The 26,244-nt window shown below is 62.0% G+C and carries 21 protein-coding genes and 1 other RNA gene; 14 read left to right on the top strand and 8 right to left on the bottom strand.

Features of this window, described 5'->3' with window-relative positions; translation table 11 throughout:
- Position 1: 1 nt before the first annotated feature.
- From AC6H4Z_RS12655 to AC6H4Z_RS12670, 4 genes are all read left to right on the top strand, one after another.
- Positions 2–511, top strand: a complete 510-nt coding sequence (locus AC6H4Z_RS12655) for a metallophosphoesterase (protein WP_497542327.1) — start codon at positions 2–4, stop codon at positions 509–511.
- A 79-nt stretch (positions 512–590) separates the two neighbouring features.
- Positions 591–2,135, top strand: a complete 1,545-nt coding sequence (gene guaA, locus AC6H4Z_RS12660) for a glutamine-hydrolyzing GMP synthase (RefSeq protein ID WP_497542328.1) — start codon at positions 591–593, stop codon at positions 2,133–2,135.
- Between the two features lie 34 nt (positions 2,136–2,169).
- The gene (locus tag AC6H4Z_RS12665) at positions 2,170–3,141 is read left to right on the top strand and encodes an oxidoreductase (RefSeq protein WP_497542329.1); all 972 of its coding nucleotides are present in this window, start codon (positions 2,170–2,172) and stop codon (positions 3,139–3,141) included.
- A 64-nt stretch (positions 3,142–3,205) separates the two neighbouring features.
- Positions 3,206–4,168, top strand: a complete 963-nt coding sequence (locus AC6H4Z_RS12670) for a DUF3667 domain-containing protein (RefSeq protein ID WP_497542330.1) — start codon at positions 3,206–3,208, stop codon at positions 4,166–4,168.
- A gap of 3 nt (positions 4,169–4,171) precedes the next feature.
- Here AC6H4Z_RS12670 and AC6H4Z_RS12675 read toward each other — a convergent pair whose 3' ends face one another.
- Positions 4,172–4,651 (bottom strand): PTS sugar transporter subunit IIA, encoded by a 480-nt coding sequence (locus tag AC6H4Z_RS12675; protein WP_497542331.1) that lies wholly within the window; start codon positions 4,649–4,651, stop codon positions 4,172–4,174.
- Positions 4,652–4,763: 112 nt separating this feature from the next.
- Here AC6H4Z_RS12675 and dusB point away from each other — a divergent pair, with 112 nt between their 5' ends.
- The 5 genes from dusB to AC6H4Z_RS12700 all read left to right on the top strand — a co-directional run bounded on the left by dusB (position 4,764) and on the right by AC6H4Z_RS12700 (position 10,064).
- A complete protein-coding gene (dusB, locus tag AC6H4Z_RS12680) occupies positions 4,764–5,795 on the top strand; it encodes a tRNA dihydrouridine synthase DusB (RefSeq protein WP_497542332.1) in 1,032 nt (343 codons plus the stop codon).
- Positions 5,792–6,541 (top strand): nickel pincer cofactor biosynthesis protein LarB, encoded by a 750-nt coding sequence (larB, locus tag AC6H4Z_RS12685; protein ID WP_497542333.1) that lies wholly within the window; start codon positions 5,792–5,794, stop codon positions 6,539–6,541. Before dusB ends, larB begins: the two co-directional genes overlap by 4 nt.
- Positions 6,538–8,199 carry a GGDEF domain-containing protein gene (locus tag AC6H4Z_RS12690; protein WP_497542334.1) on the top strand — a complete coding sequence of 554 codons (1,662 nt, stop codon included), beginning with the start codon at positions 6,538–6,540 and terminating at the stop codon, positions 8,197–8,199. Before larB ends, AC6H4Z_RS12690 begins: the two co-directional genes overlap by 4 nt.
- 59 nt (positions 8,200–8,258) lie before the next feature.
- Positions 8,259–8,616, top strand: a transfer-messenger RNA (tmRNA) gene (gene ssrA / locus AC6H4Z_RS12695).
- A 164-nt stretch (positions 8,617–8,780) separates the two neighbouring features.
- Complete coding sequence (locus tag AC6H4Z_RS12700) at positions 8,781–10,064, top strand: tyrosine-type recombinase/integrase (protein ID WP_497542335.1); 1,284 nt, start codon at positions 8,781–8,783, stop codon at positions 10,062–10,064.
- A 101-nt stretch (positions 10,065–10,165) separates the two neighbouring features.
- On the opposite strand, the gene AC6H4Z_RS12705 is transcribed toward AC6H4Z_RS12700, so the two are convergent.
- From AC6H4Z_RS12705 to AC6H4Z_RS12725, 5 genes are all read right to left on the bottom strand, one after another.
- Complete coding sequence (locus AC6H4Z_RS12705; RefSeq protein WP_497542336.1) at positions 10,166–12,085, bottom strand: erythromycin esterase family protein; 1,920 nt, start codon at positions 12,083–12,085, stop codon at positions 10,166–10,168.
- A gap of 245 nt (positions 12,086–12,330) precedes the next feature.
- On the bottom strand, positions 12,331–13,467 hold the full coding sequence (locus AC6H4Z_RS12710) for a tyrosine-type recombinase/integrase (protein WP_497542337.1): 1,137 nt from the start codon (positions 13,465–13,467) through the stop codon (positions 12,331–12,333).
- On the bottom strand, positions 13,451–13,957 hold the full coding sequence (locus AC6H4Z_RS12715; RefSeq protein ID WP_497542338.1) for a helix-turn-helix domain-containing protein: 507 nt from the start codon (positions 13,955–13,957) through the stop codon (positions 13,451–13,453). Before AC6H4Z_RS12715 ends, AC6H4Z_RS12710 begins: the two co-directional genes overlap by 17 nt.
- Positions 13,958–13,977: 20 nt before the next feature.
- On the bottom strand, positions 13,978–14,187 hold the full coding sequence (locus AC6H4Z_RS12720; RefSeq protein ID WP_497542339.1) for a helix-turn-helix transcriptional regulator: 210 nt from the start codon (positions 14,185–14,187) through the stop codon (positions 13,978–13,980).
- 896 nt (positions 14,188–15,083) lie between these two features.
- Positions 15,084–16,325: a hypothetical protein gene (locus AC6H4Z_RS12725; RefSeq protein WP_497542340.1), complete on the bottom strand. Its 1,242-nt coding sequence runs from the start codon at positions 16,323–16,325 to the stop codon at positions 15,084–15,086.
- Positions 16,326–16,446: 121 nt separating this feature from the next.
- Between AC6H4Z_RS12725 and AC6H4Z_RS12730 the strand changes: the two genes are divergently transcribed.
- Complete coding sequence (locus tag AC6H4Z_RS12730) at positions 16,447–17,457, top strand: hypothetical protein (RefSeq protein WP_497542341.1); 1,011 nt, start codon at positions 16,447–16,449, stop codon at positions 17,455–17,457.
- A 25-nt stretch (positions 17,458–17,482) separates the two neighbouring features.
- On the top strand, positions 17,483–20,254 hold the full coding sequence (locus AC6H4Z_RS12735) for an NACHT domain-containing protein (RefSeq protein WP_497542342.1): 2,772 nt from the start codon (positions 17,483–17,485) through the stop codon (positions 20,252–20,254).
- 206 nt (positions 20,255–20,460) lie between these two features.
- Here AC6H4Z_RS12735 and AC6H4Z_RS12740 read toward each other — a convergent pair whose 3' ends face one another.
- Positions 20,461–21,168 (bottom strand): hypothetical protein, encoded by a 708-nt coding sequence (locus tag AC6H4Z_RS12740; RefSeq protein ID WP_497542343.1) that lies wholly within the window; start codon positions 21,166–21,168, stop codon positions 20,461–20,463.
- Between the two features lie 199 nt (positions 21,169–21,367).
- Here AC6H4Z_RS12740 and AC6H4Z_RS12745 point away from each other — a divergent pair, with 199 nt between their 5' ends.
- Positions 21,368–21,976, top strand: coding sequence for a hypothetical protein (locus AC6H4Z_RS12745; protein ID WP_497542344.1), 609 nt, complete (start codon positions 21,368–21,370; stop codon positions 21,974–21,976).
- Between the two features lie 159 nt (positions 21,977–22,135).
- A complete protein-coding gene (locus AC6H4Z_RS12750; protein ID WP_497542345.1) occupies positions 22,136–22,864 on the top strand; it encodes a hypothetical protein in 729 nt (242 codons plus the stop codon).
- Here the strand turns inward: AC6H4Z_RS12750 and AC6H4Z_RS12755 are convergent.
- Positions 22,839–23,603, bottom strand: a complete 765-nt coding sequence (locus tag AC6H4Z_RS12755) for an SDR family oxidoreductase (RefSeq protein WP_497542346.1) — start codon at positions 23,601–23,603, stop codon at positions 22,839–22,841. The genes AC6H4Z_RS12750 and AC6H4Z_RS12755 overlap by 26 nt on opposite strands.
- A 143-nt stretch (positions 23,604–23,746) precedes the next feature.
- Between AC6H4Z_RS12755 and AC6H4Z_RS12760 the strand changes: the two genes are divergently transcribed.
- Positions 23,747–26,035, top strand: a complete 2,289-nt coding sequence (locus AC6H4Z_RS12760) for a S8 family serine peptidase (RefSeq protein WP_497542347.1) — start codon at positions 23,747–23,749, stop codon at positions 26,033–26,035.
- The last annotated feature ends 209 nt before the right edge of the window (positions 26,036–26,244 follow it).

A 26,244-nucleotide genomic window follows, 5' to 3' on the forward strand; every position in this document is an offset into this window, starting at 1 on the left:
GATGCGCGTAGGACTGATAGCAGACACGCACGACCGACTCCCGGCGATCGCGGAGCTCGTGCGCGAGATGCAGACGGCCGGCATCGACATGATCCTGCACGCTGGGGATTACTGCTCGCCCTTTTCGCTCAAGACGTTCGAGGACGCACACATTTCGGTGGCCGGCGTGTTCGGGAAGAACGACGGTGACACGCAAGGCCTCATGTCCCGCGCGCAGACCGCCTTTGGCATCGAGCTATTCGAGTCGCCACACAGCTTCGAGATCGGCGGCCGGCGGATTCTGCTCGTGCACGATATCGCCGATGTGCAAACCCGGTCAGTGACGGGACACGAGATCGTGATTCATGGGCAAACTCACCAGCAAGAGATGAAGACGCGCGGCGAAACGCTGATCATCAATCCGGGCGAAGCGTGCGGCTGGCTGTACGGCACGCCGTCGGCCGCCATTCTCGATCTCGATAGCCGCGAAGTGCAGTTCATGTCGCTGCAGGGAAGCGAGTGGAAATACTGAAGGACAGGTCTCAGGGTCGAGATCCGAGAGTTGAGTCACACGCGTCGGATCTCAGACCTCATACCTCAAATCCAATTCTGTGTCCTCACGCATCCTGATCATCGACTACGGTTCGCAGTTCACGCAGCTCATTGCACGGCGCGTGCGCGAAGCGCGCGTGTATTCCGAGATTCACCCTCCCACGCGCTCGGCGCAGTGGGTGCGCGATTGGAAGCCAACCGGTATCATCCTCAGCGGCGGTCCGAATTCCGTCTATGAAGACGGCGCGCCCACGGCCGATCCGGAGATCTTCGACCTCGCGCCAACGCTAGCGATCTGCTACGGCATGCAACTCGTCGCGCAGTTGTCGGGCGGCGAAGTAGTCGGTGCGGGACGACGCGAGTATGGACGTTCCGACCTGCAGGTGGTCGAACCTGGCGGCCTGTTCGACGGCTTTCAGGTGAATGAAAGCATGACGGCGTGGATGAGTCACGGCGATCACGTCGACGCGCCGCCACCGGGGTACGTGATCACGGCGTCGAGTGGCAGCGTGCCGATCGCGGCGATGCGGCACAACCAGAAGCCGATCCACTGCGTGCAGTTCCATCCCGAGGTCGCGCACACCCCGCGCGGCGGCGAGATCATTTCCAATTTCCTCTTTCGCATCTGTCATGCGCAGCCGAGTTGGACGCCCGGCGCATTTGTCGACAGCGAAGTCGAGAAGATTCGGAAGCTCGTCGGTTCGTCGCGTGTGATCTGCGGGCTGTCCGGTGGTGTGGATTCGTCGGTGGCCGCGGCGCTCGTCCACCGCGCGATCGGCGATCAGCTCACATGCGTTTTCGTGGACACAGGTCTGCTGCGCCTGCACGAACGCGAGCAGGTCGAGCGCACCATGAGCGCGAACCTCGGCATCAAACTCGTGACGGTTGACGCATCGCGCCGCTTTCTCGACGCGCTGGCCGGCATTGGGGACCCGGAGCAGAAGCGCAAGATCATCGGGCACAATTTCATCGACGTATTCGAAGAGGCGACGAGCGGTGCGGGGAAGGATGCTGATTTCCTCGTGCAGGGCACGCTCTACCCCGACGTGATCGAGTCCTTCTCGCCGCGCGGCGGTCCCTCGGTGACGATCAAGACGCACCACAACGTCGGCGGCCTCAAGCCCGACATGAAGTTCAAGCTCATCGAGCCGTTGCGAGAGTTGTTTAAAGACGAAGTTCGCAACGTAGGACGAGAACTCGGTCTGCCTGAAGAAATGGTTGGCCGGCATCCGTTCCCGGGACCTGGACTCGGCATTCGCGTTCTCGGGCCGGTCGACGAAGCATCGCTCGACGTTCTACGTAAGGCCGACGCGATCTATCTCGAAGAGATTCGCGAAGCCAATCTCTACAACGAGATCTGGCAGGCGTTCGCGGTCATGCTCCCCGTTCGGAGTGTTGGCGTCATGGGCGACTATCGGACCTACGAGAATGTCGTCGCGCTCCGCGCCGTGACCAGCACCGACGGCATGACGGCCGATTGGTATCCGTTCCCGCACGACGTCCTTGGACGCATCTCCAATCGAATCATCAACGAAGTGCGCGGCGTGAATCGTGTCGTGTACGACGTAAGCTCCAAGCCGCCGGCCACCATCGAGTGGGAATGAGTCGTAGCGCGTAGGGCCCGACAGGAGGCAGAAGGTGCGCACTCCACAGAAGCCAATCGGATCTGGATTTGGTCCTGCGACAACGGCTCTCGAAGTCGTTCGGGGCCAAGACCTGTCGGGGAAGGTCGCGATCGTCACGGGCGGCCACGTAGGAATGGGCCTCGAGATCACTCGAGCACTCGTTGGAGCGGGCGCGACTGTCGTCGTGCCCGCTCGCAATCGCGACAAAGCCTCGGCGGCGCTGCGATCGATTCCAAACGCTGAGGCCGGCGCGATCGATCTGATGGACTCGGCGTCGGTCGACGCATTCACCGCGCGCTTCATTGCGTCCGGTCGCGCGTTGGACATGCTCGTGAACAACGCCGGGATCATGGCGCCTCCGTTAGTTCGCGATGCGCGTGGCTACGAATCGCAGTTGTCGACGAACCACCTCGGGCACTTTCAACTCGCTGCTGGACTCTGGCCAGCCCTGCGACGCGCCGGCGACGCGCGCGTCGTGTCGGTGTCGTCGCGCGGCCACAAACGCGCCGCGATCGATTTCGACGATCCGAATTTCGAGCACCGGCAATACGACCCGTGGATCGCATACGGTCAATCGAAAACGGCAAACGCGCTGTTCGCGGTTGCGCTCGACGCGCACGGCCAGCAGGACGGAATCCGCGCGTTCTCCTGTCATCCAGGCGGTGTGGTCACGGACCTGACGCAGTACATGTCCGCCGACTCGCTTCGCGCCGCCGGCGTCATCGACGATCAGGGTCGCCATGTCATCGATCCCGCGCGCGACATGAAGACCGCCGAGCAGGGGGCCGCGACAGCAACGTGGTGCGCCAGCAGTCGGCAGCTCGACGACCTCGGTGGCGTCTACTGCGAGAGTTGCGACATCGCTCTTTCCGTCGCTGGTGACTCGGACCAGTTGCTCGGCGTGCGGCCGTGGGCGATCGATCCACAGTTCGCTGAACGTTTGTGGGAGTTGAGCGAGCGGCTGACGGGCAAGAGAATCAGCTAGCGCATCGCCCGCTCTGGCGGCGCGACGATCGCCATGTGATAATCGAGCACAGAGGAGATCGTCGATGCCCACCGTCGCGCCAAACAATTTCGCTTCACCGAGTTCTCAAACGGCGCCCACCGCGGTCAACGCCGCCACGACGTGGGCGCAGGCATGCCTCAATTGCGGAACGTCGCTCGGCGGACCGTTCTGCTCGGAGTGCGGTCAGCGTGCGGTCCCGCCAAATCCGTCGCTGCGCGAGCTCGCTGGCGATGCGTTCGCGGAATTCTCGGGCTGGGACGGCAAATTCGCCGAGACGATTCGCGCGTTGCTCTTTCAGCCTGGTCGGCTGACACTCGAATTCCTCGAGGGGCGCCGAGCGCGGTATATCGCGCCACTTCGCCTCTATCTGGTCGCGAGCATCGTGTATTTCGCGCTGGCCGCGGCGACACCAGATACGACGACGATCATCAGATCGGGCACGGCGGGCGGAAAGGCGGTTTCCGTGTCGACCACGGTGCCAGCCGCGCCAAAGAAGGCCGGCGACCCAGACCCGAATCCAAACCCGGACGGCTCGGCGATCGATTTACAAGATCTCGAAACTCAGATCGCCGACGCTCCAAAGATCTTTCGGTCGGTATTGCGCCGAAGCATCACGGCACCGGCCGCGTTTCGACAGGATCTGTTCAACGCGCTGCCCAAGGCGCTGTTCGTGCTGCTTCCGGTGTTTGCAGGAATCCTCAAGCTGCTCTATCCAAAGCGCCGGTACGCGGAGCATCTCTACTACGCGCTGCACGTCCACGCCTTTGGCTTTCTCGCGCTCAGTCTCTCCGCGCTCGGCAAGCTGACGCACTCGGTGGCCATCGAATCGACGATCGCTGTGCTGATCCTCGTCGGCGTCCCGTTCTACTGGCATCGGGCGCTGCGCCGCGTGTATGGCGGTTCGTTTGGCGCGACGCTGCTCAAGGAAACGGGAGTCGGTTTCCTCTACAGCGTCGCGTCCGTTCCCGTGCTGATCGGCCTCGCGATGTGGATCACGAGGACCTGACGCTCAGACGCCCTTTTCTTCGAGCAGGGCGAGGAACTGCTTGGGTTCCGTAAGCTCGAGCAAGCGGGCCGGAACGTCGGCTTCCTTGCTGAACTGGGCGATCTTGCCGAGCACCGGGAGGTACTGATTAGAGACCTCTAACGGCGGGGCGACGATCAGAAAAAAGAAGTGAACCGGCTTCTCGTCGATCGCCTTGAAGTCCACGCCTTCCTTCTTGCGACCGAAGGCGACGCGCAGCTTGTTGACGACCAGGGAGCGGCAATGCGGGATCGCGATCCCGCGGCCAATGCCGGTCGACCCGAGATTCTCGCGCCGCTTGAGCATCTTGAACAGCATGCCCTCCGACTTTTCGTCGAGCTTGAGCAGCCCGATCAGCTCCCGGAGGATATCGTCCTTCGTCGTGCCGACGAGGTCGAGCTTGATTGCATCTTCGCTGAAAAACTCGCGGAGTTCCATAATCTCGGTCGTGTCCGTCGCCGCCATTCGCCTTGCCCGGGCGGCCCTTAGTTCCGTGAACCTGCGAAGTTACCCAGGGGTGGAACGCGTGTCAAATGCTGATGTTGCTTGGACTTCGGCACTCTCTTAACTTGAAGGAATGAAACGCTTTCCGTTCCCGCTGCAGAGTGACGTTCCACTGTACTTGGCGCCCATGGCGGGCGTATCGGAGTCGCCCTTTCGGCGACTCTGCCGCCGCTTTGGCGCCGACGTGGTCGTCACCGAGTTCCTCTCCGCCGAGGGGATCCGCCGCGAGAACGAAGCGACGATCAGCAAACTCAGGTTCGGCGCCGACGAGCGCCCGATCGGCGTGCAGATCTTTGGTGCCGATCCCATCGCCATGGGCGAGGCCGCCGCGCTCGTCACCGACGTCTTTGCACCGGAGTTCATCGACATCAACTTCGGCTGCCCGGTCAAGAAAGTCGTCAAGCGCAATGGCGGTTCGGGGTGTTTGAAAGATCTCAACCTCGTTCAGGAAGTCATTCGCGCCGTAGCGCGAAGCACTTCGCTGCCGGTCACCTGTAAAATCCGCAGTGGCTGGAACGAGGAGATGCGCGATCCGGTCACGATTGCGTTGCGGTGCCAGGATGCCGGTGTGCGCGCCATCGCGCTACACCCGCGCACGCGCACGCAGATGTACACGGGCAGCGCGCGCTGGGAGGAGATCGCCGCAGTCGTCGCAGCAGTCGAAATCCCAGTGCTGGGCAACGGCGACATCAAGACGCCGCACGACGCCATTCGCATGTGGAAGCAGACGAATTGCGCGGGCATCATGATCGCCCGCGGGTCGTTCGGCCAGCCGTGGATCTTCGATCAGACGCGCGATCTCCTCGAGGGACGTCCGATGCGTCCCGATCCGTCAGTCGAAGACCGCTTCGCCGTGGCGCTCGATCACGCGCGCATGGCGAATGACTATGAGCCCGATCGCAAAGGCGCCGCGATCGAGTTTCGGAAGCACCTCGGCTGGTATGTGAAGGGACTCCCGGGATCGGCGGATCTGCGCAAACAGCTACACGCGGTCACGTCGCTCGGCGAGGTCGAAGGAATTTTCGGGGAGTATCTGCGGATGCGCGATCGCTACGTCGAACTCGCCGCCGCAGACGCCGAACCGCTGGAGATCGCCGAGGTATGAGACGCGAGCACGTTCGCGATCTGCTGCAGCGGGTCGCGGACGGATCGCTCGACGTCTCCCACGCGCTCGGCGAATTGGCGTTCGAGCCGGCGGAGTCGCTCGCGTTTGCGACCATCGACCATCAGCGCGCGCTGCGACAGGGCTTTCCAGAAGTCATATACGGCGCAGGGAAGACACCGGAGCAAATCTGCGAGATCGCGGCGCTCATCGCCGCGCGCGGCCATGGTCTGCTCGTCACGCGCCTTCCGGCGGACGCCGTCGAGCCACTCACTGCGCGCCTTCCCGGCATCGAAGTGAACGTGGTAGCGCGTACGGCGCACCTGCCGGGACGCGAACCAGCGGTACAAGGCAAGGGAACCGTTGCCGTCGTCACCGCGGGCACGAGTGATCTTCCTGTTGCCGAGGAGGCAGCGGTCACGCTCACGGCGCTGGGCAACTGCGTATCGCGAGTGACGGACGTTGGCGTCGCGGGCATTCATCGCGTGCTTGCGCGACGAGACGATCTGGCGAGTGCCGCGGTCGTGATCGTGATTGCCGGCATGGACGGCGCGCTGCCGTCAGTCGTCGGCGGTTTGGTGAGTGCGCCCGTCATCGCGGTCCCGACGAGCGTGGGATATGGCGCATCGTTCCAAGGGCTCGCGCCGCTGCTCACGATGCTCAACAGCTGCGCGGCCGGCGTGACCGTCGTGAACATCGACAATGGCTTTGGCGCGGCCGTTGCCGCCTCGCGCATCACGCACGCGTGATTAGCACACTCGTAACGGTTCTCGGGTCGGTCGGGTTTGGCGCGAGCGTCGCGTGGCTCATGCTGCGCATGCGTGCGCGACCCACGCTTCCGCCAGAAACTCCCAAGCCGCTGACCCGCCTCGAGGCGCACCTGTCGTCAGCAGCGTCGCGCGTCACTCCGGCGAGATCCGCGGCACTCCGACGCGATGTCCAAGAGGGCTACGAGACGAAGGAAGCGCGAGCGGATCTCGCTGTTCTCGATCGCCTGCTCGTTGATGTGCGCGACATGGCCGGCGCCGACGAAGCGATCTTCTGGCGGTGGGTCGAGTCGCGACAGACGCTCGTGCCCAACGCGTGGTCGACCGAGGGCGAGGATCGTCCTGCATTCTTCGACCTGCGCTCCTGGGGCCCACTTCTGCGCTGGACGGCCGAGGAGCGAATGGTCCAGGCGACGGGCGACGATGCCTCTCCCACGCTCGCCGCGGCCCCTGTGCTCGGCTCTGAGTCGATCTACGGCGTACTCTCGGTGAGTCGCATTGGAGGACTCGGCTTCGATCGCGAGTCGGCGCGCGTCTGGCTGCCGCGTTTTTCAGCGCAGGTCGCGAGTCTCATCCAACTGTTCGATCTTCGCCGAGATTATGGGCGACAGATGCGTCAGAGCGGCGCGCTGCTCGATGCGGTGCAACGTCTACACGGACATCGCAGCATCGAAGCGCTCGCGGATGCACTCTGCGAGACCGCACGCGACGTCACGTCGGCATCCGTCGCCGGCGTGGTCCGCTGGAATGCCGCCGAAGGCCATGGCGTCGTGCAAGCGATTTCGCAGGGTGGTGCGATCGAGCCTGGCTTCCATGTCACCGCCGACTCGATCGTCGGTCGAGCGTGTACCGAGCGACTTCCAATGGTGCTCGAGGATGCGGTCGCGGCGACGTCGGAAATCTGTCCGTATGGCGGAATCACTCGGCCGCTTGGCTCGGTGGCCGTGGTGCCCGTGGTTGGCGCTCACCACGCCATTGGGGCGCTCGTGGTCGAAGGGAAGGCGGTCGGCGCCATCGGCCCACACGAAGGCCGCAACGTGGGCCTGTTGGCGGCTATCGCACGCGGTCCGCTGGAGATCGTCTGGGAGATCGAGGAGGTCAGTCGGCGCGCGCGGACCGACCCGCTCACGGGCCTCGCCAACCGTCGGCATTTCGACGAACAACTGCGTCGCGTGGTGGCCGAGACGGATCGTTTCGGCGGGACGTGTTCGCTCATTCTCGTCGACCTGGATCGCTTCAAAGCGGTGAATGACCAGCACGGGCATGACGCCGGCGACACCGTCCTTCGGCACGTGTCGAGCGTGCTCGGCGACGCGGTTCGCACGGTCGATTTGTGCGCGCGGTATGGCGGGGAAGAGATCGGGATTCTGCTTCCGCAGACGTCGCAGGCTGGGGCGCTCGAGCTCGCTGAGCGACTGCGATCGACGTTGGAGCGACGCCCGACGCGGTACAATGGGCAGCCGATTCGGATGACTGGCTCGTTCGGAATCGCGACGTATCCGGCGCCTGTTCCGAATGGCGATTGGTTGCTGGTGGCAGCGGACCGCGCGCTCTATGATGCGAAGGCTGCCGGTAGAAACTGCGTGAAGGTAATCGACTCAAGCCAAGTCACTCCAGCGCTTTACCGCAACGGAGATTGACTTGATTGTTTGTGTTGGCGATTGCGGATCTGGCCGAAGTCGTTAGATTGTTGTGTTACGGGGGCGACTGGCTTCGACGGGGTAAGTGAAGCTGTGGCTGCGTGCCCAGGTCGTCGAGCACCTGGTAAAACACTCGGCAAATTTCAACTGCGAACAACAACTTCGCCCTTGCCGCGTAACTTTTAGTTACGCCCGCAGGTGCCTAGGAGGAAGCCCGCCCGGGGCGGCTTTCTAGGTATCGCAAATCCGGGATTGCTGGCTCGCTCGCCTTCGACGAGTTGGTGAAATAAAGAGGGCTTATCCGCGAGTGGGTCGTCTGCCAACCAGCGCGCGGAGACATCTAACGGCGGACTACGCACGTAGTGGCTGTGGTCGATCTATTCTCGGACCCGGGTTCAATTCCCGGCGCCTCCACTGAGAGCAGGTCTCGAACGATTCAACGGCGTCCAGATTCTGGGCGCCGTTGCTCGTTTTCATAGGGAGAAATCGTCCAAAGCGCTCTTGACGCTTCCTGAGACATCCAATAGAGTTGGGGGTATCGTAAGGGGTATCGTTTAAAAAGCGAACCTGTGAGGCTTCCGATGGTTGGGGGTATCGACAGCCGGGCAAAAGCGACCAATAAGCTGAGCGACCGAGCCGTTCGCGCCTTTGTCAGCCAAGCCCAGAAGGGAACTGCCGCCAAGGGAAAGCTGGCGGACGGTGGCGGGCTGTACGTCACCGTGACGCCGGCCGGCACTCCTGTCTGGCGCCTCAAGTACCGACTCGGCGGCAAAGAGGGCCTGTATTCCATCGGTCCTTATCCCGCAGTCTCCTTGGAGGCCGCACGCAACGCCCGCGACGAGGCCAAGGCCCTCATTCGAGTCGGGCGCGACCCGGTCAAAGCGCGGCAAGTAGGGCGGGTGGAAGCCTCGGCGGCGTCGGACGCGACCTTTGGCGCGGTCGCCGACGAGTGGCTCGACAAGCAGAAGCGAGACTGGACAGACATCCATTACGACAAGTCGCGTCGCGCCCTCGAGCGCGACGTGTTTCCGCTAATCGGGCGGTTGCCGGTCGCCGAGATCACCCCCGCTATGGTCGCCGCAGTCATCGAAGGAATCATGAAGCGCGATGTCCGCGACACGGCCGGCAAAATCCTCCAGCACATTGGCGGGGTATTTCGCTTTGCACAGGGCCGCGGTCTCTGTCGAGATAACCCAGCATTGCCCGTTCGTGAGATCCTCCCGCGCCGGCGCACCGTCGGCCGCCGCCCGGCGCTCCTGGACGTTGAGAGTCTCCGCGATGTGCTACGACGCGCTGAGCTGGCGGCGCTGTCCCCCTCGGTGCGCCTCGCTCATAGGCTCTGCGCCTTCACTGCCACGCGAATTGGAAACGTCGTGGAGGCACAATGGAGCGAGTTCGATCTCGATTCAGACGCGCCATCATGGACCATCCCGCGGGCGAAAATGAAGGTCCGCCAGCGCGAACACGATCACCGGGTACTTTTGGGACCGACGATCGCCGCGGAGCTGAGAGTGTGGAAGTCGCGAATCGGATGCGTAGGGTACGTTTTCCCGTCGCCGACTGGGCGCGCGCACATCACCCGCGAATCGCTCGAAAAGGTCTATCGGGTGACGCTTGGCCTGGCCAAGAAACATTCGCTGCACGGGTGGCGCGCGGCGTTTTCGACGCTCGCTCGTGACGCCGAGTTTTCGCGCGACGTCGTCGAGCTTACGCTCGATCACATCCACGACACGGCGGTGGCGCGCGCCTACGATCGCGGCGAGCGGATCGTCGAGCGAAAGCGGCTTATGGAATGGTGGGATTCCCAACTGCAACCGCTTCCGAGCGATCCAAGGATTCTGGCGTTTCGAACCGGGGCGGCGTAGTTGGCCTGCCGATCGTGGCAGCTGGCCGCCTTCGCTGCGGTCAGCGATACGGTCGGCATGCCGCCCCCACGCAGAAGCCTGATTCTCGCGCGCTATAGCGGCTAGTAGACGAATGGCAGGAGCGTGCTTGCCGACGTCGTCTTCAGAAACACGAGCAAATCGAAGGTGGCGGGAAGCGTCATCGGCCGAAAATATCCCGCGTCGACGCTGGGATCGAACGCCGAGCCGATCGATCGCATCGACAGCGGCCCGGCCAACGGCGCCGCGGCGGAGCCGCCGGACGCGATGCGACGCGCGTCGAAGAGCGCCGCCGATTTGTTCGTTCCGGCAAAGGCGGCCTCGATCGAGTTCGAGGGCACGAGAGAAGTGCGCCACGCCTTCAACTCGCCACCGACGAGGCCCTTCGCATTGAAACCTCCGTCGGCAAACAGGAAGCCGAGATTGACGTAGTCGCTGCCGTAGGCGTCGCGCAGGTAGCCGCCCATCGCCCCGTCGACCTTGTTGATGTGGTCATCGTGCGCCCACAGGACGATCTTGGTGTTCTGGCCCACCTGCCCGCGAATCCAGTCGACGTTTTCGGCCATGGCGCGATCGCGGCGAGCGCCGTAGCTGTCGCCCTGAACGGCGATCAGATGCTCGAACTGCTGGACCAACCGCGCGTCGTGCAACCGAAGTTGAAACGTGTCGGCGGGCGCGGCGGTCGGATACGTCCGCACATCGGCCGAGATGAGATCATAGACTTCCTGCAGTCCCTGCGCGCACAAGGCCCGATCATCGGCCGTGGTCCCGGTATAGAAACCAACCGGCAAGCCGTCGAGACGTTGAGCGTGGTTCCGGTAAGGATTCATGCAGTTGAAGCGCGTGGCGACATACGCGCTGTCGGCGCGATGCACACGCGTTGCGAACGACTGCACACTGTCCATCGCCTGCCCGGGGGACTGCATGTCGAAGCCGAGGAACTGCACGCGCTGCGCCGCGGGAGCCATGGCATTCCATGCGCGCATCCACTGGATCATGTCGAACACCTCCTGGGTGTTCCACGTCCAGAAGTAGAGGCGCGACAGCAGGACGTGCGGATCGCCCTCTCCGGTGAGGACGTAGCGATTCATGTCGTTCGCTTCAGGCGTCGTGGCCTCGATCGCGAAAACGGTGAATCCCATGTCGCGCACGAGCGTTTCCAGAATCCGGTGCTTCATCTGAAAAAACTCACGCGTGCCGTGCGTTCCCTCACCCAATCCGACGACGTGCGCGCCACCAACCATTTGTTTGAGCGGAGCGAGATCCGCGAGCGACGCAGTAGGATCAGTGGCCGTGAGCGTCGAGCTGGCCGTGGACAGCCAGTCGACGACGCTCTGAGCGGGCGGAGAAAAGCCCTCGAAGTCGAGATTGCCCGGAGCGACCCCACCGCGCGCATACTTATCGGCGATTGCGGCCGAGTCCTGGCCGGTGCTTTCGGGAGTCGTGAGCGTGTTCGTCGACGCGACGTCGCTTCCGACGATGTCGAGGCGCACGTCGTCGATCAGGAGCGTTCCCTTGCCGGTCAACGTGGCACCGGCGTAAATGCCCACGGCGTTTGCCGGCACGTCGAGGACGACGGATACCTGGTGCCAATCGGCGGTGCCAACGAGGCGGCGCGACTCCATGCCGTCATACGCGAGATACCGCCCGGGGCATTCAATGGTCATGATCAACGCGCCGCCGCTACCCGAGATGTCAACCTGCTGAACCCACGCCGACCAACGCACCCGCTTGCCCCGATACGCGTCCGGGGCAAATTCCTGAAATAGCGGCACCGTGGAGCTGCTGCCTACGCCGGTGAGGTATGCGGCCGCGCGACCCCCGTGAGGGCGACTGTAGTCGAGTCCGACCCAGTATCCGGCGACTGGAAACGACTGCCAGCCCAAAGGAACGCCGAGCGACGTGGCGCTGGCAACGGGCGTGCCGACGCGATCGCTCGAGCAGGCGAGCCCGAGCAGGGTCGAGAGGGCGAGCGCGGTGCGCCGCAAGAGGATTCTGGTCATGAGGAATACCTTACGAGGTGTTCGAGTTCTCGCAAGTACTACGGCGCCCAATCTGTGGCAGCAAGTCGATGCGCGTCTGACTTAGCGCGGAGTCGGTGACATCAGGAATGTGATTGGGGCAACTCGCGACGTCCCACAGGATTGGGCGCACGTTCCGTCGATGTATCATTTCCAACGTTCGGAGCGCGTCGAAGATTGGTCGCACCTAGGCGAGCGCTCCTCCAATTCCAGGCTAGACTAGGGCGCTACTCGGCGCGGATTCCTTCATGCGGCCTGGCCGTAAACCGTTGCCCTATCCGGTCGCCGACCATCCGGGCGAATTCCTCAACGGTGCGATCGTCGAGCGGAAGAGGTCCGGCGAGTTCGGGAGATCCAAGGCGACGAAGGATCTCTCCTTGGCGCCTGGTCTCCACGTGGCCGTAGCTTCGGAAGGTCGTCAGGACTTGTTCATGACCGAGGTTCTGACTCCACGCCTTGAACTGCTCGGGCGTCTGGCAAACAACCTGGCCAAAAAGCGCCAGAGTGTTTCGAACACTGTGAGGGTTGAAATAGGGAAGCCCAGCCTTCTTGAAGGCATCGCGGAATATCACGCGAATAGGCGTCGCATTCGTCCAGTGCTTGCGCGTCAAGCCTGCCGCGGCAAAACGCTGAGAGGCATCAGGGCGCACGTCGGTCGCTGGAAACAGCGGGTCGTCATTTCCCCAGAGCTTTTCGACGCGTAGCAACTCAACGTAGTCTGAGAAAACTTGGAGCGCCCCGGGCCCCACTGGGAAAAAGAACGTGTCGAACGTCTTGCGGTTCTTCGTCAGGACTTCGCGCGCGTCTTGGTAGACGACTCCTGCCGCGAGGTCTACGTGTTTCAGCTTGAACGAAACGACAGCGCGGTCTCTAGCCCCGGTCAGCAGAATAAACGCGACGATCGCACGATTTCGCCGTTCGATGTCGGTGCCGGCAGGCATGCATTCGATGACGTGCTGAACCTGCTCAAGAGTAGGAACCTTGGCGTCCCGGCGAGCGGTCGCCACACGCGTCTCATTCTCACTGAGGTTGAAGTACTCGGCGTCGGTGAAGCTAACGGCCGACTTGTAGCGGGGTTGTTGTGAGAGCCATTGAAAGAATGACTTAAGGTGAGTGGCGGTTGAATGCAGCGTTGCCTTGCTCAATTTCTTGCCGGCAACTTTGCTATCCCTCGCTGCCAGCCGCTTCTTGAATGCGATGGCCTGCTCACTGCGGAACGTTCGGAAATCACGATACCCGGTGTCTTCCTCGAATCGCGAAAGAGACTTGGCAACCGCGTCGACAGTCGGCTCGCTTTGCCGTCGTGCTTCCTTCAAGAACGTCAGGTATCGCCGCTTGATTCGCTCGTTATCCGGGTTGTGCATTCGCGCCATCCGTGGCCACTGGCTGGAAGTCACTGTTTACGCAGGGTTGCTGTATCTCGGCTAAGTGTGATCGCCCTACCGAAACGCTTACGTCCAAAATCGCTCGGATCTCGTCAAGTTTGGCCGGGTTGATTCGACGATTCATCATCGTGTCGCACACCGAGCAAACGGCTGAGAGATTCCCCAACGTTGAGGTTGTGGGCGTGTATTCGGCGAAGTGACCAGCGGCCTCCCGCGGCTCGCGACATCGAAAGCAGTACAGCTGCCCGGGGCCACACGTGCGCTTGTTCCGTCGCCGACGCGCTCGGAGGAACTCGAAAAGGTGTGGGCCAAGAATCAGAGTCGGGCGACGATCATCACACGTCGGAAGCCCCTGCCTGATCCACTCACGCACCGTGTTGCGATGGATGCCAAACAGCTTGGCCGCCTCATCGACGGTGTAGTTGCGATGAGTCTTGACGAGACGGTAGTTCGGACGGTGTCGCGTCACGGCGCTCAGCCTCGTCGAGCCTAGAGACCCCGACGGGGTTTCTCGTCGCGTCGGGCGTCAATCTTTCGCTGAAGCCACTCCTCCACTTCGGCTTCAAGCCAAGCGACAGCTCGCCCGCCGATCTTCACCGGTTGGGGAAATGTCCGGTCGGCCACCCGGAGGTAGATAGTACTGCGCGAGAGCCCCGTTTTGGCGCGAACGGCGGGAAGTCTCAGCATCGTATGAGTCATTGCTAGTCACCGTTGTCTGTGGTTGAACCTCACTGAAATGTTTGTAGGATTGTACATGGCCAAAAAGACACGTGATTTTCGACCGGAAATGGCCAGGCCGAAGCGGTACGCCCGCGGGCGCAACATCACCATTGGCGACCGTGCAGGTCTGGCGGGACTCCTAACCGACGTAATCAAGTCTCGGTTTGGTGGCAGTCTCGCGCGGGCGTCCCGCGACACCCACATATCCAGAGCGCTATTGCGTCGGATAACCGCAGGAGGGCAGCGCTCACTTCGCACGGACAATGTCCAGGCGTTGCGCGAACTAGCCGGTCGGCGCTCAGCGGAGGTCGAGTCTAAGCTGATCGACGGCCAGGCCCGGCAACGGCTCGATCGCTTTGACGCGTGGGTCGAGAGTGCAGCCATAGCGGCCCAGCTTGGCCTCGGCGCGCTCGAGGGCGGTCGGGCCGCCGATCCGCTCGGCGCTGAAGATCAGAGGCGCCTACGGGAATCTTACGCTCTGCTTCGCCGGTTACAGAACGATTTTCCGGCGGAGTGGAAGCCCCTCTTTCGAGCTGTGACCCGACGCCACTACCGAGCGCGTGCGCTCCTGGCGTTTGGTCGCGTTATCGCGCCGCTTCTCGATTCACTCGAGACCGATGGCGTGGAACGGTCCTATGCGGAGTTCAGTCAGTCCGAGCTTCGAGCGTTCGTTAAAGCTGGCGTCACGCGCGAATGCCTTTTGCTCAAACGCTCCAACGACGCCGATCGAGCGCACACCGCGCCTGAGGCACAATACACCCTTACCCGTCCCCGCCGAGGCGCTCTCCCAGTCTCTTGGTATACTGAGGCAACTGATCTCGCAGGTAACTTGCCCTGGCTGGGCGATATTTGAGGCACAACGACGCTTCGCTTCTTTACTTCGTCGGCGATGCGACTGTCCGAATAAGCTCAATGAGCTGTGGAGCACCACCGTCGCCATCCTGAGAACTGTACCCGGAGTGCTGCGGCGCGAAGACGCTTGCGGTAGCCTGCACCAAGACCGCGTTCTTTACTTGAACGTCTTCGGTGGAGCTGACGAACGCTTCAAAACTGGCGAGGGCGTTCTGTCGATGCCGATTCACGACGTAGTTGTGTCGATGCGCACGATAGGTTCTGGCACACCAAACGGTCGCTCCCAATAGCAGCGAAAACACGAGCAGCTTCGCAACAGCGAGTTGCACGAGGTACTGGGTCGCAGGCACCACTGCCTCGAACGTCGCGGCGTCGAAACGCCGGACGGCTTCCGAATAGCTCTTGAAACCCCACAGAACAGTGCCGGCGCCCGTCAGGGTGGTCGCTGCAAGCCAAGCCAGTGACCATCGATGATGCTCTCGCGCCTGCGCGGCAAAATACCGAGCGTTTGAATCGACCGCGTAAAGGCGGGTCAGTTCGACGCTCGCTTTCACAAGGTCGTCTATTCGTTTGACAGCATCGTCAGCCTTTTGCGCGGCAACGTCAATCTGACGGAGTGCCGCGTCGGTGTCCTTTGCTTGCAGCGAACTTAGAATCCGCGCCGCCACATACCCAAGCGCCCCGGTAAGCGCGTCGATGTATGCAACGCTGGCCTCGCCGAATTCAGTAGCTCTACGGTCACGTTCTCGATTGGCAACGTTGGCAATATTCGAATCGGTCAAGGAGAACGACCGAACACCCTCAATGGTCTCGATGAAGCGTTCAGCAGCCTTGTCGAGTGCCTCGGCAAGTGAGTAGGACAGCACCTCCATCGACAGCGCCGTGGCCTCTCTCGAAATTCGGATAGCTTCGACGGCCCGCATACGAATGGTCTCAAACGAGAGGTTGCCGAGATCGGGCCTCACGATCTGATCTGGCTCGAGAGCGGCGACGTCGGCGACAGCTTTCCTTGCCTTCGACGCTCTGGAAAGGGCGTCCCTCGGGATGAGTTCCCGAGAATACCACTCCAATTCCCGACCAACATCGAGTATGTCCATCATTGCATCGGTTTGAGGGCCACTGGCCGATTGGCGCCGTTGCTTCCGTAGGAATATCCTAACAATGGCTCGTCCGCTACCAAAGCTGGCGAAAAGATGCTTGTGCGCCACATAACTGGAGTCCTTGATGTCAATGCGGCGCTGGCGGCGCGCGATAGCCTGAAACACCTTTGGTACCACGATAGCGGCAATGCAAAGGCAGCTGCTGCAATTCTGCGCGAATTCACGTTGAGTTGAAGCGAAGCTTACCCTCAGACGCGCTCGAATCAGATCCTTACGGCTGCTCCCAATGACAGAGCGTCAAATCGATTTGCCGAAGGAAGCCCGGTCGGGTCCAATCTTTCACCCAGACTGGGGAACCCAAGCTTACGAACGTTATAAAGCAAACGCTCGCGGCATGGACGCCTTGCTGGCGCTCGTCTTCCCGATCGGCGATCTAGTTTCGCTGACGGTCCCCGCGATCGAGGACAGAGCGGCATTCGAGCACCGACTCAAGCAGATCGACGGTGCGTTCTCAGCGTCGTGGCGCATCAACGTCACGGATCTCATGCTGTCTTGGCAGGTCGCAATGCGTGTAGCCGCAGTTGAGATCTACCTTCAGGACGCGCTGACCTTTCTCGCCGTCTATGACAGCGAGTTTATTCGCGGCAGAGAATCGACACAGTCTTGGGACTATGACGCCGTTCGACGAGCCTCAGACGATGGCGATGCGGTTTGGACGTTCTGTAATAACTGGGCACGCAACTTCATCGGCAACGGCGGTCCGTCGAAATGGGGACGTTCGTTGGCCGGGGCTGGCCTTGGTAAATTCGTTGCGCAAGACATTGCAGAACTCGAGTCAATGTGGGGCTATCGGCACCTCCGTGTTCATAACGCAGCGCGCTTCTCACATGAATTCGTTGACCGTCATCGAGGGGTAGCAGAGAGAATCTGGCAGCATGGGCTCAAGCTCTCCGACCTGAAGGAATGGGTCGCCGTCGCGGACCGCTTCGTGGACGCTGCCGAGGAGGGAATTGCTGGGCGTCTCCGAGCGAGGCTCGGGAATGATTTCATTGAGGAGCGCCAAGTTGCAGAGAGCGAGCGCCAACGCAAAGTTCTCGAAGATCGATTGTGGGCAAGCTTGCTTTCCCAAAATCCTGATGCGATCGACCGTTTTGACGCGACGGAGGCAGATGCGCTGGCAAGGCGTGCCCTCCTCTACGAACTCCTCGACCGCAGCATTAAACGGGACCAGGCGGTGGACGACGACGATCTGCCGAGTTCAGCAGAAGGCATTGCAGCAACGGTTGACCAATCGTAGCGAGACCGATGTTACCGGCAACTCGATGACCAATCCGGCGACAAAGAACGAAGGTGTGCTGCCAGTGAACACGAGCGAGCCATCGTTGGCATCCAACTCGGTGGAACGCCCGCTAGAAGTATTCTTGAGCAGCATCATGCGCGATGACGTATTGCCGTATCGCAGCGCGGCCATTCTGGCGCTGTCGGCCATACCAGGCATCTCCGCATGGGGGTTCGAGGCATCTGCGGCGAGCGCCGAGTCGACGGTAAACGGGTATCTGCGCCGGGCGAAAGATGCTGACGCCGTCGTGTTACTACTCGCGAATGAAACTACGCCTCCCGTTGCTGACGAGATTGCCGAAGCTGTCGCCCAACGCAAGCGCATTTGGATCTATGTTTTGCCGGGTCCTCTCGAAGACTCGTCGAAAGAGATTCTTTCGCGGTTGGGTAGCTTGGCGCGCTACAAGAAAGTCGCATCGCCCGACGAACTTCGCTGGGAAATTCACCGAACCATAACGGACGAATTCGTTCGCGCATTTCGAGGGCAGGCGGGAGCAACGCGCCGCAGTCGGCTCGAGACCCTGCTGCAACAGTCAATCTTGCGTTGCAAGGTCCGGTGGACGGCGCTGGGGGTCGACGGCGCACTGGCTGAGCGTCTCGCCTCGGACGAAACGATCGGCGCTCCAGATTCAACGTGGTACCCGGACGCCGCCAATCCGGTGGTCCTACTGGAAGGCGACTTCGGTTCCGGTAAGTCTCTCGCAGGCGAAAGGATGTTTCAGTCGAAGCTCCGATCAGTGATTGTTAACGGAGATTCGATCACGCCCGTGTGGTTGAAAGCATCGACGGCCGCCGGGGGCCTTGAGCGTGCCATTCTTGAGCTAGCGACCGGCTTAGGGGACGCCCGACTGGTAGGCGCGTTCGTAGTCGTTGATGGGCTTGATGAAGTCGACCCAAGCGCTGCCGATCGCGTCGCGAGCGACGCGCAGATACTCGCCGGCAGCTGGCCGAACTCGCGGCTGGTTTTGACCAGTCGCCCTCTTCGGGAAATTCGCGGAGTGGCGAAACGACGAATCAATCCCTTGTCGGACCGAGACGCTCAGACGCTAGTGAATCGATTCGCCGATGGTCGGCTGAACGTGCCCACGTGGCACCACTGGCCAAAAGAGGTGAGCGAGGCTGTGCGTCGCCCACTCTTTTCCATCCTGGCTGGCTTGTATCTCAAGACCTCTCACGATGGAGTCCCAAAATCGCAGGGCGATCTTTTGTACTTCCTCGTCAACCGGGCAATTGAGTCGAGTCGCGTACCGTCCGAGGCTGCATACGATGCCTTGGAGGAACTAGCGAGACGCGTGATCGGCGGTACACCCACGGTCACCGCCGCGCGACTCAAAGCGTCGCGACTGCTCGAGCCTCTCATCACCTCAGGCCTCGTTGTTCTGGACGAAGGCGGGTATTCATTCCCGCTCCCGATCATCAGCCAGTGGTTCGGCGCGCTGGCGATAGCTCGCGGCAACCCGACGATCGAGGAATTGATCGATTCACAGCACTTGGACCGATGGCTCTATCCGCTGACCATCGCGTTAACCTTGCTGGACGGCACCCGTATAGACGAATTGCTCGAGCCGGTCGCTAGAAGAGATCCTGGCTTTGCGGCTCAAATCGTTCGTGGTGGCTTGCCGGAATGGGGGCTGTCCGAGGCGGTTCCCGCGCCACCAGCGCTTGAGGCAGGCGCCCGAATCATTCTGGCGAAACAAGCCTGGATTAGCGGTATTGGTCCGATTGCTGAGCGAGTCGGCCGGATGCGGCCGAATGGCGGTCTACCAACGCTTGGCGCTCAGAGCGATGGGGCCTGGCTGTCGACAGCTTGGTATCGTGGGTACGAGCAGCTTGAGGCCGTTGTGGAGTTGCCGCCTGAGGGGCACATGTTCGCGAATTCTTATATGTGGTTCGGCAATCGCGGAGCTCGTCCCGGAGGAAGTCAAGGCTGGAACTGGCGGTGGTCCCTCGACGACCTGGTGTCCGGACTCCAGCAGATCGTCAAGTATCAGAGTCTTACCGTTGATGATGAAACCCTAGTCAACGAGGCGCACTGGTCTGCAGCCTGCGCGATCATCAATCGAGGCTTGCACAGCTTGCATTCAATTGACCTATCCCAGGTTGAAAGCAAGGTGGAACGGCTTCTCCGTGGAAGCCACGGCCAACGCGTGATGTTCTCGGGCGGCGGGAGAGATCACGATGTTCTCGCATTGCAACAACACCTGAATGCGCTGCGGCGGTCGGGGGTCGATCAATGGACGTTGGGACGCCCGCTGCCGGATTGCGACTCGGACATCGACCCATGGATTTGGTCCGGGTATAGTCCAGAACAACTCGCTCGGCTGATTGCGTGCGTCTATCAACAAACCGTCATTGCCTACTCGAAGCTCGTTCAACGGTGGTTTGAGCCATTCCTGACTCGCCTCGCACACTATCAGCTTTTACCAGCCAGATTTCGGATTTGCGTGATACCAACCGATAAGACACATCATCGCTGGCCGCTGCGTGAGTTACTTATTGAACCACTGCCTACGGGCTCTGACACGGTTTTCGCGATGTCAGTTGGTGCTCCGGGCACAGGTTCGCTATCTGAGCTTCGACGCGACGTCGAGAAGGCTGCATCCACCATTCCGGTTTTACGCCCGTCTGTCGCCGGCTGGCTAACGGCGCGCATGTCAAGCAGCGTCGTCAGCGACTATTTGCACGCGAACGCTGTCACCAAGAAGGTCTACGAGTGGCTGATCGAAGACCTAAAAAGACTTGGCTGGGCGACTTGAGGCGGTCCTCGAACGATTGGGGGTACCACTGGGGGTATCGTCCGGCGCTGAGGCCGCAGATAAAAGGCTACAGTGTTGTTTCGCAATCGGATAGAGCATCCAGTTCAATCGCCGGCGCCTCCACTGAGAAGAAGTCTTGTACGAAGCAACGGCGCCCAGAAATGGGCGCCGTTGTTCATTGTTAGCGCTGCCGCCGGCAAGCTCCGTCAGCGATGCGACACCATGATTTCTGTCAGCCGCACGCGCCCGACGCCTGCAAGGTTGACGTACGGTTTGCTGGCTAGCGCCTCGAGGTCGTACAGCGCAGCCGGCGCATAGGTCGGCTCCCACGGGGCCGGATTGCGCTCTTCGGTGATGACAATTCTCACATCACGCTTTGATGTTTCGCCGTCGAGCTTTCGCTGTGTCGCTAGCGTGTGAATGGCGCCGAGTAGCGCGCCGACCGTTGCGCGATTGGCCGGAAGAAGAATGACGTCCGCCGGCGTATCGTGGGATCGGCGCAGCAAGACAGCGACGGCGGCGCGATCGCCAAGGTCGTCCACGAGGGCCACGGTCGCCGGCCCGACGAGCAACGCCCCGTTGGGCGACGTGGTGTCTACCGCGCGGCTCAGCGAATCGAGTCGGGCGCACCGAATTCGTTCCAGCTCCTCATAGATGCTCTTCACCCGGGGGTCGCTCGACCGGAAGCCGACCATGGTCGGCGCAGCGATGAACATCGCTGCGGCCTCACCCTCGAGCCTCCGCACGGAATCGATCAAGACGAGCTCACGAGCCGTGGACTTCAACCCGAAGCGGTCGGGGCGGTAGAACATCACACATTTTGCGACCGAATCGGTCTGCGCCTCGATCCGAGGAGCGGCAAACGCGAGCAGGAGCAGGATGCCCAATCCGACGGTGCGACGAGATCCGAGCATTCTCTATGGCCGATTCTGAGTCAATAGTATTCGATCATGCGTGAATTCTACTTGGCACGCAAGAAGGAGTCGTACAACCGGTCTTGCCGCCCAGTTGCGTTCGCGGTCGGTGGAAGCTCTTATTCAAATTATGGGCATCCGCCGGTACGCGACGCTGACTCCGGCCGAGCACCGCACATCGAACTCACGAGGCCCTACCGTGCCTGTCACACGATTCGCCTTGGTCCGCGTTCTTCTCGTGACCACAATCGCCTCCGCCGCGGCGGCTCAAGACGTCCCCTCAAGTCGTTCGTTTGGGATTACGGTCGGGCGGAGCACTCCCGCCGGTAACACGGGCTACGTGTACAAGAGTGGCTATCAACTCGCGGGACTTGCTCAGCTAGAATCGCCAGTGTCTTGGGTAGCGGTGCGCCTGAATGCAGGCTATCAGCAGCTCGGGAGCTATACGTTCTCACTTACCGATTCCGCGGCAACATTCATGGGCGATGGCCGCTCGACCACGGGGCTGTTCTCCGGAACGGTGAGTCTTGCGATCCGGGTGCCGCAGTGGCAAACCGGCATTCGCCCGTACGGACTGGCGACGGTCGGTAGCTATTGGCTGCAGCAACGTGTGTCGTTGCCCGCACGCGCCGGGTCGACGGCGCCGCACTCGTCAGGCGTCACGACTCGGGCGAATGGTGTGGAGGCCGGGCTCGGGCTCGAAGCGCCGCTCGCGCGCGCAATGATCTTTGCGGAGGCTCGCTATCAGCGCGTCGGCGGGCTTCCGCTTCAGTTTGTTCCGATCAGTGTAGGGCTGCGCGTGAGATGAGCGTACGAGTTGTCGGAGCGTCTGCACCAGGCGCGGCAACGCTTGCGTGCGATCGCATCCGGTTGGGCAGGGGGTGTGGCTAGGCGCGATCAGGGGCACGAGTCTCGCTGGCGGCAATCGCAAGCCGACGGCTCTCGAGCCACCTCCAAGAGATCACGCATGCCAATTCTCACACGCCTCATCATTGCCGGGGCGTTGGCGCTCCCAGCGGCAACTGCTCCAACGCGTAGCGCAACGCGTCCTATCAAGCTCGACGCGGTCACGGCGATCGACATCGGGCTGGAACCTGGCCCGGCGATGATCGAGCACGCGAAGGCAGCCAACGCTCGGCTGCTCAAAGTCTTCCCCAAAGGCTTTGCCCTCGACGCAACGCACCACCCGCACATCACGATGTTGCAGCGCTACGTCCGCACGGCCGACCTCGCGAAAGTGTACGCCGCCGCCGGGAAGGTTCTGGTCGATGAGAAGGTGACGTCGTGGAAGTTGAAGGCGATCAAATACTATTTCATTCCAGACAAAGACATCGGCTTGGCCGGCATTGTTGTCGAGCCGACGGCGAACCTACGCAAGCTGCAGCAGGAACTGATCGATGCGGTCGCCCCATTCACGGTACAAGCCGGCACTGCCGCCGCGTTCGTCACGACGCCACAAGATCCCGACATCAATCAGCCGACGATCGACTACGTCACCACGTTCGTTCCGAACGCGTCTGGCGAACATTTCAATCCGCACGTCACCATTGGCGTCGCCACGCAGGAATACCTGAAGGCAATGCTCGCCGAGCCATTCGCGGAGTTTACCTTCTCACCGATCGGGGCCGGGGTTTTTCACCTCGGCAACTACGGGACGGCCAGGAAAAAACTCAAGGCGATCGACCTGAAGCCTTGACGCGCTTGAGCCAATCATCGAAGCCGATGCGGCCGAGCCGCGCGTCGCCCAGCGGCACCAGCGACTTCTCCTCGACGAGCCCCCCGAAGTATCGAGCGCCGGCGTCGCTCACAACTTCCCGCCGATCGCCGACCGCCTTCAGATACCGAGCGACCATCTCGTTGAAGGGCGCTCGCTCCGGCCCAGCGATCTCGACGATCCCGTTGCGAGGCGACGAGGCTGCAACGTCGGCGACGATTGCGGCAACGTCGTCGGCCGCGATGGGCTGGAAGAACCCTGGCGATATCCGAATCACGTTTCCATTCGCCCCCGAATCGGCGATGGGTCCGATGAATTCAAGAAACTGTGTCGAACGGATGATGGTGTAGGGAATACTAGAACTCTCAATCAGCTTCTCCTGCGCGACCTTCGCGCGGAAGTAGCCGTTGTCCGCCGTGCGGTCGATCCCGACGATCGATAGCGCAACGTGATGCCGCACGCCGGCGGCGGTTTCCGCCGCGAACAGGTTGCGCCCCGAGGTCTGGAAAAACTCGAGCACCGCCTGCGCCTCGAACGAGGGCGAGTTCGAGAGGTCGATCACGACGTCGGTCCCGGCCATCGCCTCTTTGAGGCCTTCGCCGGTAAGCGTATTCACGCCAGTGTTCGGCGACGCGGCGACGACTTCATGACCGGCTTTGCGCAGGAGGGCGACAGTCTTCGTGCCAATCAGACCAGTGCCTCCGATGACAACGATTTTCATGGTACTGACGCTACAGATGATCGTCGCGCTCGCCATAGGACGTTCGGCTAATCGGGCGCCGCCTTGCCGAATGGTCCAGGACGCCGCACGTTCTCGCCGCACCTACAATCGAACGACATCAGACACCAGGTACGGGAGGCGACGTGGCTTCTACGATCGGTTCTGCGATTCCCGCTCAGTCGCAGATATTTTGGCCAACGAGCGACTGTTTTCGCGCGCGTTCTCACGTCCTTCGTGGGAGCGCGCTTGCCGTCTTGGCAACGCTCATCGTCGGCTGCGGCGGTTCCGGCGGGTCGACACCCACCAACAACTCGCCGGTCACGCCGCAGCCCACGCCGGCGCCGACGCTGAGCGGCATCTCGCCTGCCGCCGGACTCACCGGTGCCACGACGAACGTGACGCTGTCGGGCGCGAACTTCGTCGTCGGAGGAACGAGTGTCTCCGTCTCCGGCTCCGGCGTTACGGTGAACAACGTCGTCGCGTCGAGCACGACCTCGCTGACCGCGAGTTTCGCAATCGACGCCACCGCCACGACGGGGGCGCGCAACGTCACGGTGGCGACCACCAACGGCACGAGCGGCGCACAGGCGTTTACAGTGAACCCGGGCACGCCGACGCCAGTGCTCGCCAGCATCAATCCCGCGACGGCCGTTGCCGGGACAACGGTGAACGTGACACTCACCGGCGCGAACTTCATCACCGGCGCGACGACCGTTTCCGTGTCCGGCACGGGTGTCACCGTCGGGACAATCACGGTGGCCAGCCCCACCTCGCTGACGACGAGCTTCGCCATCGCGACGTCAGCAACGCTGGGCGCTCGCAACGTGACGGTGACGACAGCCGGCGGCACGACCGCCGCACAGACTTTCACGATTACTCAAGTCCTCGCGAACGTCAACCCATGGCCGAACCCGGCCTACAAGGGGCTCACGGGCAAGGGAGTCGTCATCGCGATTCTGGATCGCGGCATTCAGTGGCAGCATCCTGATTTCATCAATCCAGACGGCACCACGCGCATCAAAGCCATGCTCGACATGAGCGGACAGAGCCAATGCGCGGCAAACAATCCGACGCCGATTGAATACTCCGAAGCGCAGATCAACGCGGCATTGAATGGCGGCGCCCCGCTCGCCGAGCTCGACGCGGTGGGGCATGGAACGGTGACGGCGGGAATTGCGGCGGGAAATGGACGCGCTGCCGCGAGTGGCCGATTCGCCGGCGTGGCGCCCGAAGCTGATCTCATCATCGCCAAGGTCACCTCCGACGGCGCTCCGGCGCATGGCACGCAGGCCGCCGAGGCGGGCTTCGTCGCCTGCTACTCGCAGGCCCTCGACTGGCTCGAGACCAAGCTCACCGCACTCGGCAAACCCGCCGCAGTGTTGATCAACTCCGGCGTGCTGCTGTGGGGACCGACGGACGGCACATCGGTGTTGAGTCGCAAGATCGATCAGCTCTACGGCAACAAGCCGGGACGGATTTTCGTCAGTCCGTCGGGCGATGAAGGCGATATCGCCAATCACGCTGGCGGCACGTACACCAATACACCGGTGACGATCAACTTCACGCGCACGGTGACGACGAACAGCCAACTCGCGATGTGGTACAGCGGAGCGCAGTTGGCGCAGGTGACGATCGCGTTCGACGACGGCACCACCATCGGACCGATCGCCCCCGGCGCGAGCACGAATACGAACGGCATCTTCTTCGCGCAATACGTTCCGGGCACCGAGTTCTTCCCGGTGACGTCCACCGGTGGTGACCGGTTCGTGAGCATCTCGATCGCCGGCCACGCATCGTCAGGCCGAGTGACGATCCAGGGTCTCTCGGCGGGAACGGGCAAGTTCGATCTGTACGCCGACGCTTATGGTTACACGACCTTCAAGGATCATGTCGTTCCCGGCAGGCTCACCGACCAGTCATCGACGAAGTCGGTGATCACTGTGGGAGCATCAGTAAACACGAATACGTATACTGATATCGACAACATTCCGCGCACGCTGACGGGCGACGTTCCAGGCAAACTCTGGACTGGGTCGTCTGGCGGCCCGACGCGCGACGGGCGCATCGGCATGGACATCGTGGCGCCGGGCCAGAACGTGTTCGCCGCGTTTGGCACGAACTCGTACTGGGGCACGCTTCGCGGGAACCTGGTGCAGGGTGGCAATGGTTTCTACGGTCGTCAGGGCGCAACGAGCGGTGCGTCGCCAATCGTGCTGGGCACGGTAGCGCTGATGCTACAGGCCAGGCCCACGCTCACGTCGGATCAGGCCAGAACGCTGATTCGCAGCACCGCGACGGTCGACGCCAACACTGGCGCGGTCCCCTCGAACGACTGGGGGTACGGGAAACTCAACATCACGGGGATCCTCGATCAACTGACCTCCGGGTCGGGTAGCAGCGCGACGCGCGCGAAGGCTCCGCGACGCCCCTGACCGGCCTGCGGTTTTGCGGGGCGCCCAAACGTGATCTTTCTCACAGCCGGGGCGCCCCGAGAACCGAATGCTACCGAGGCTCGGTTCCGCGCGATCTATTACTGTAAATCACGACCAGAGGGCCCGGTTGTTTGTCGTCGTGGCCCTCGTACAACACGCATTCTCGGGGCGGCACTCCCACCTGCCGGCCGCTCTCGCAACCGGTCCAA

The organism is Leucogemmata humicola (assembly GCF_055379415.1).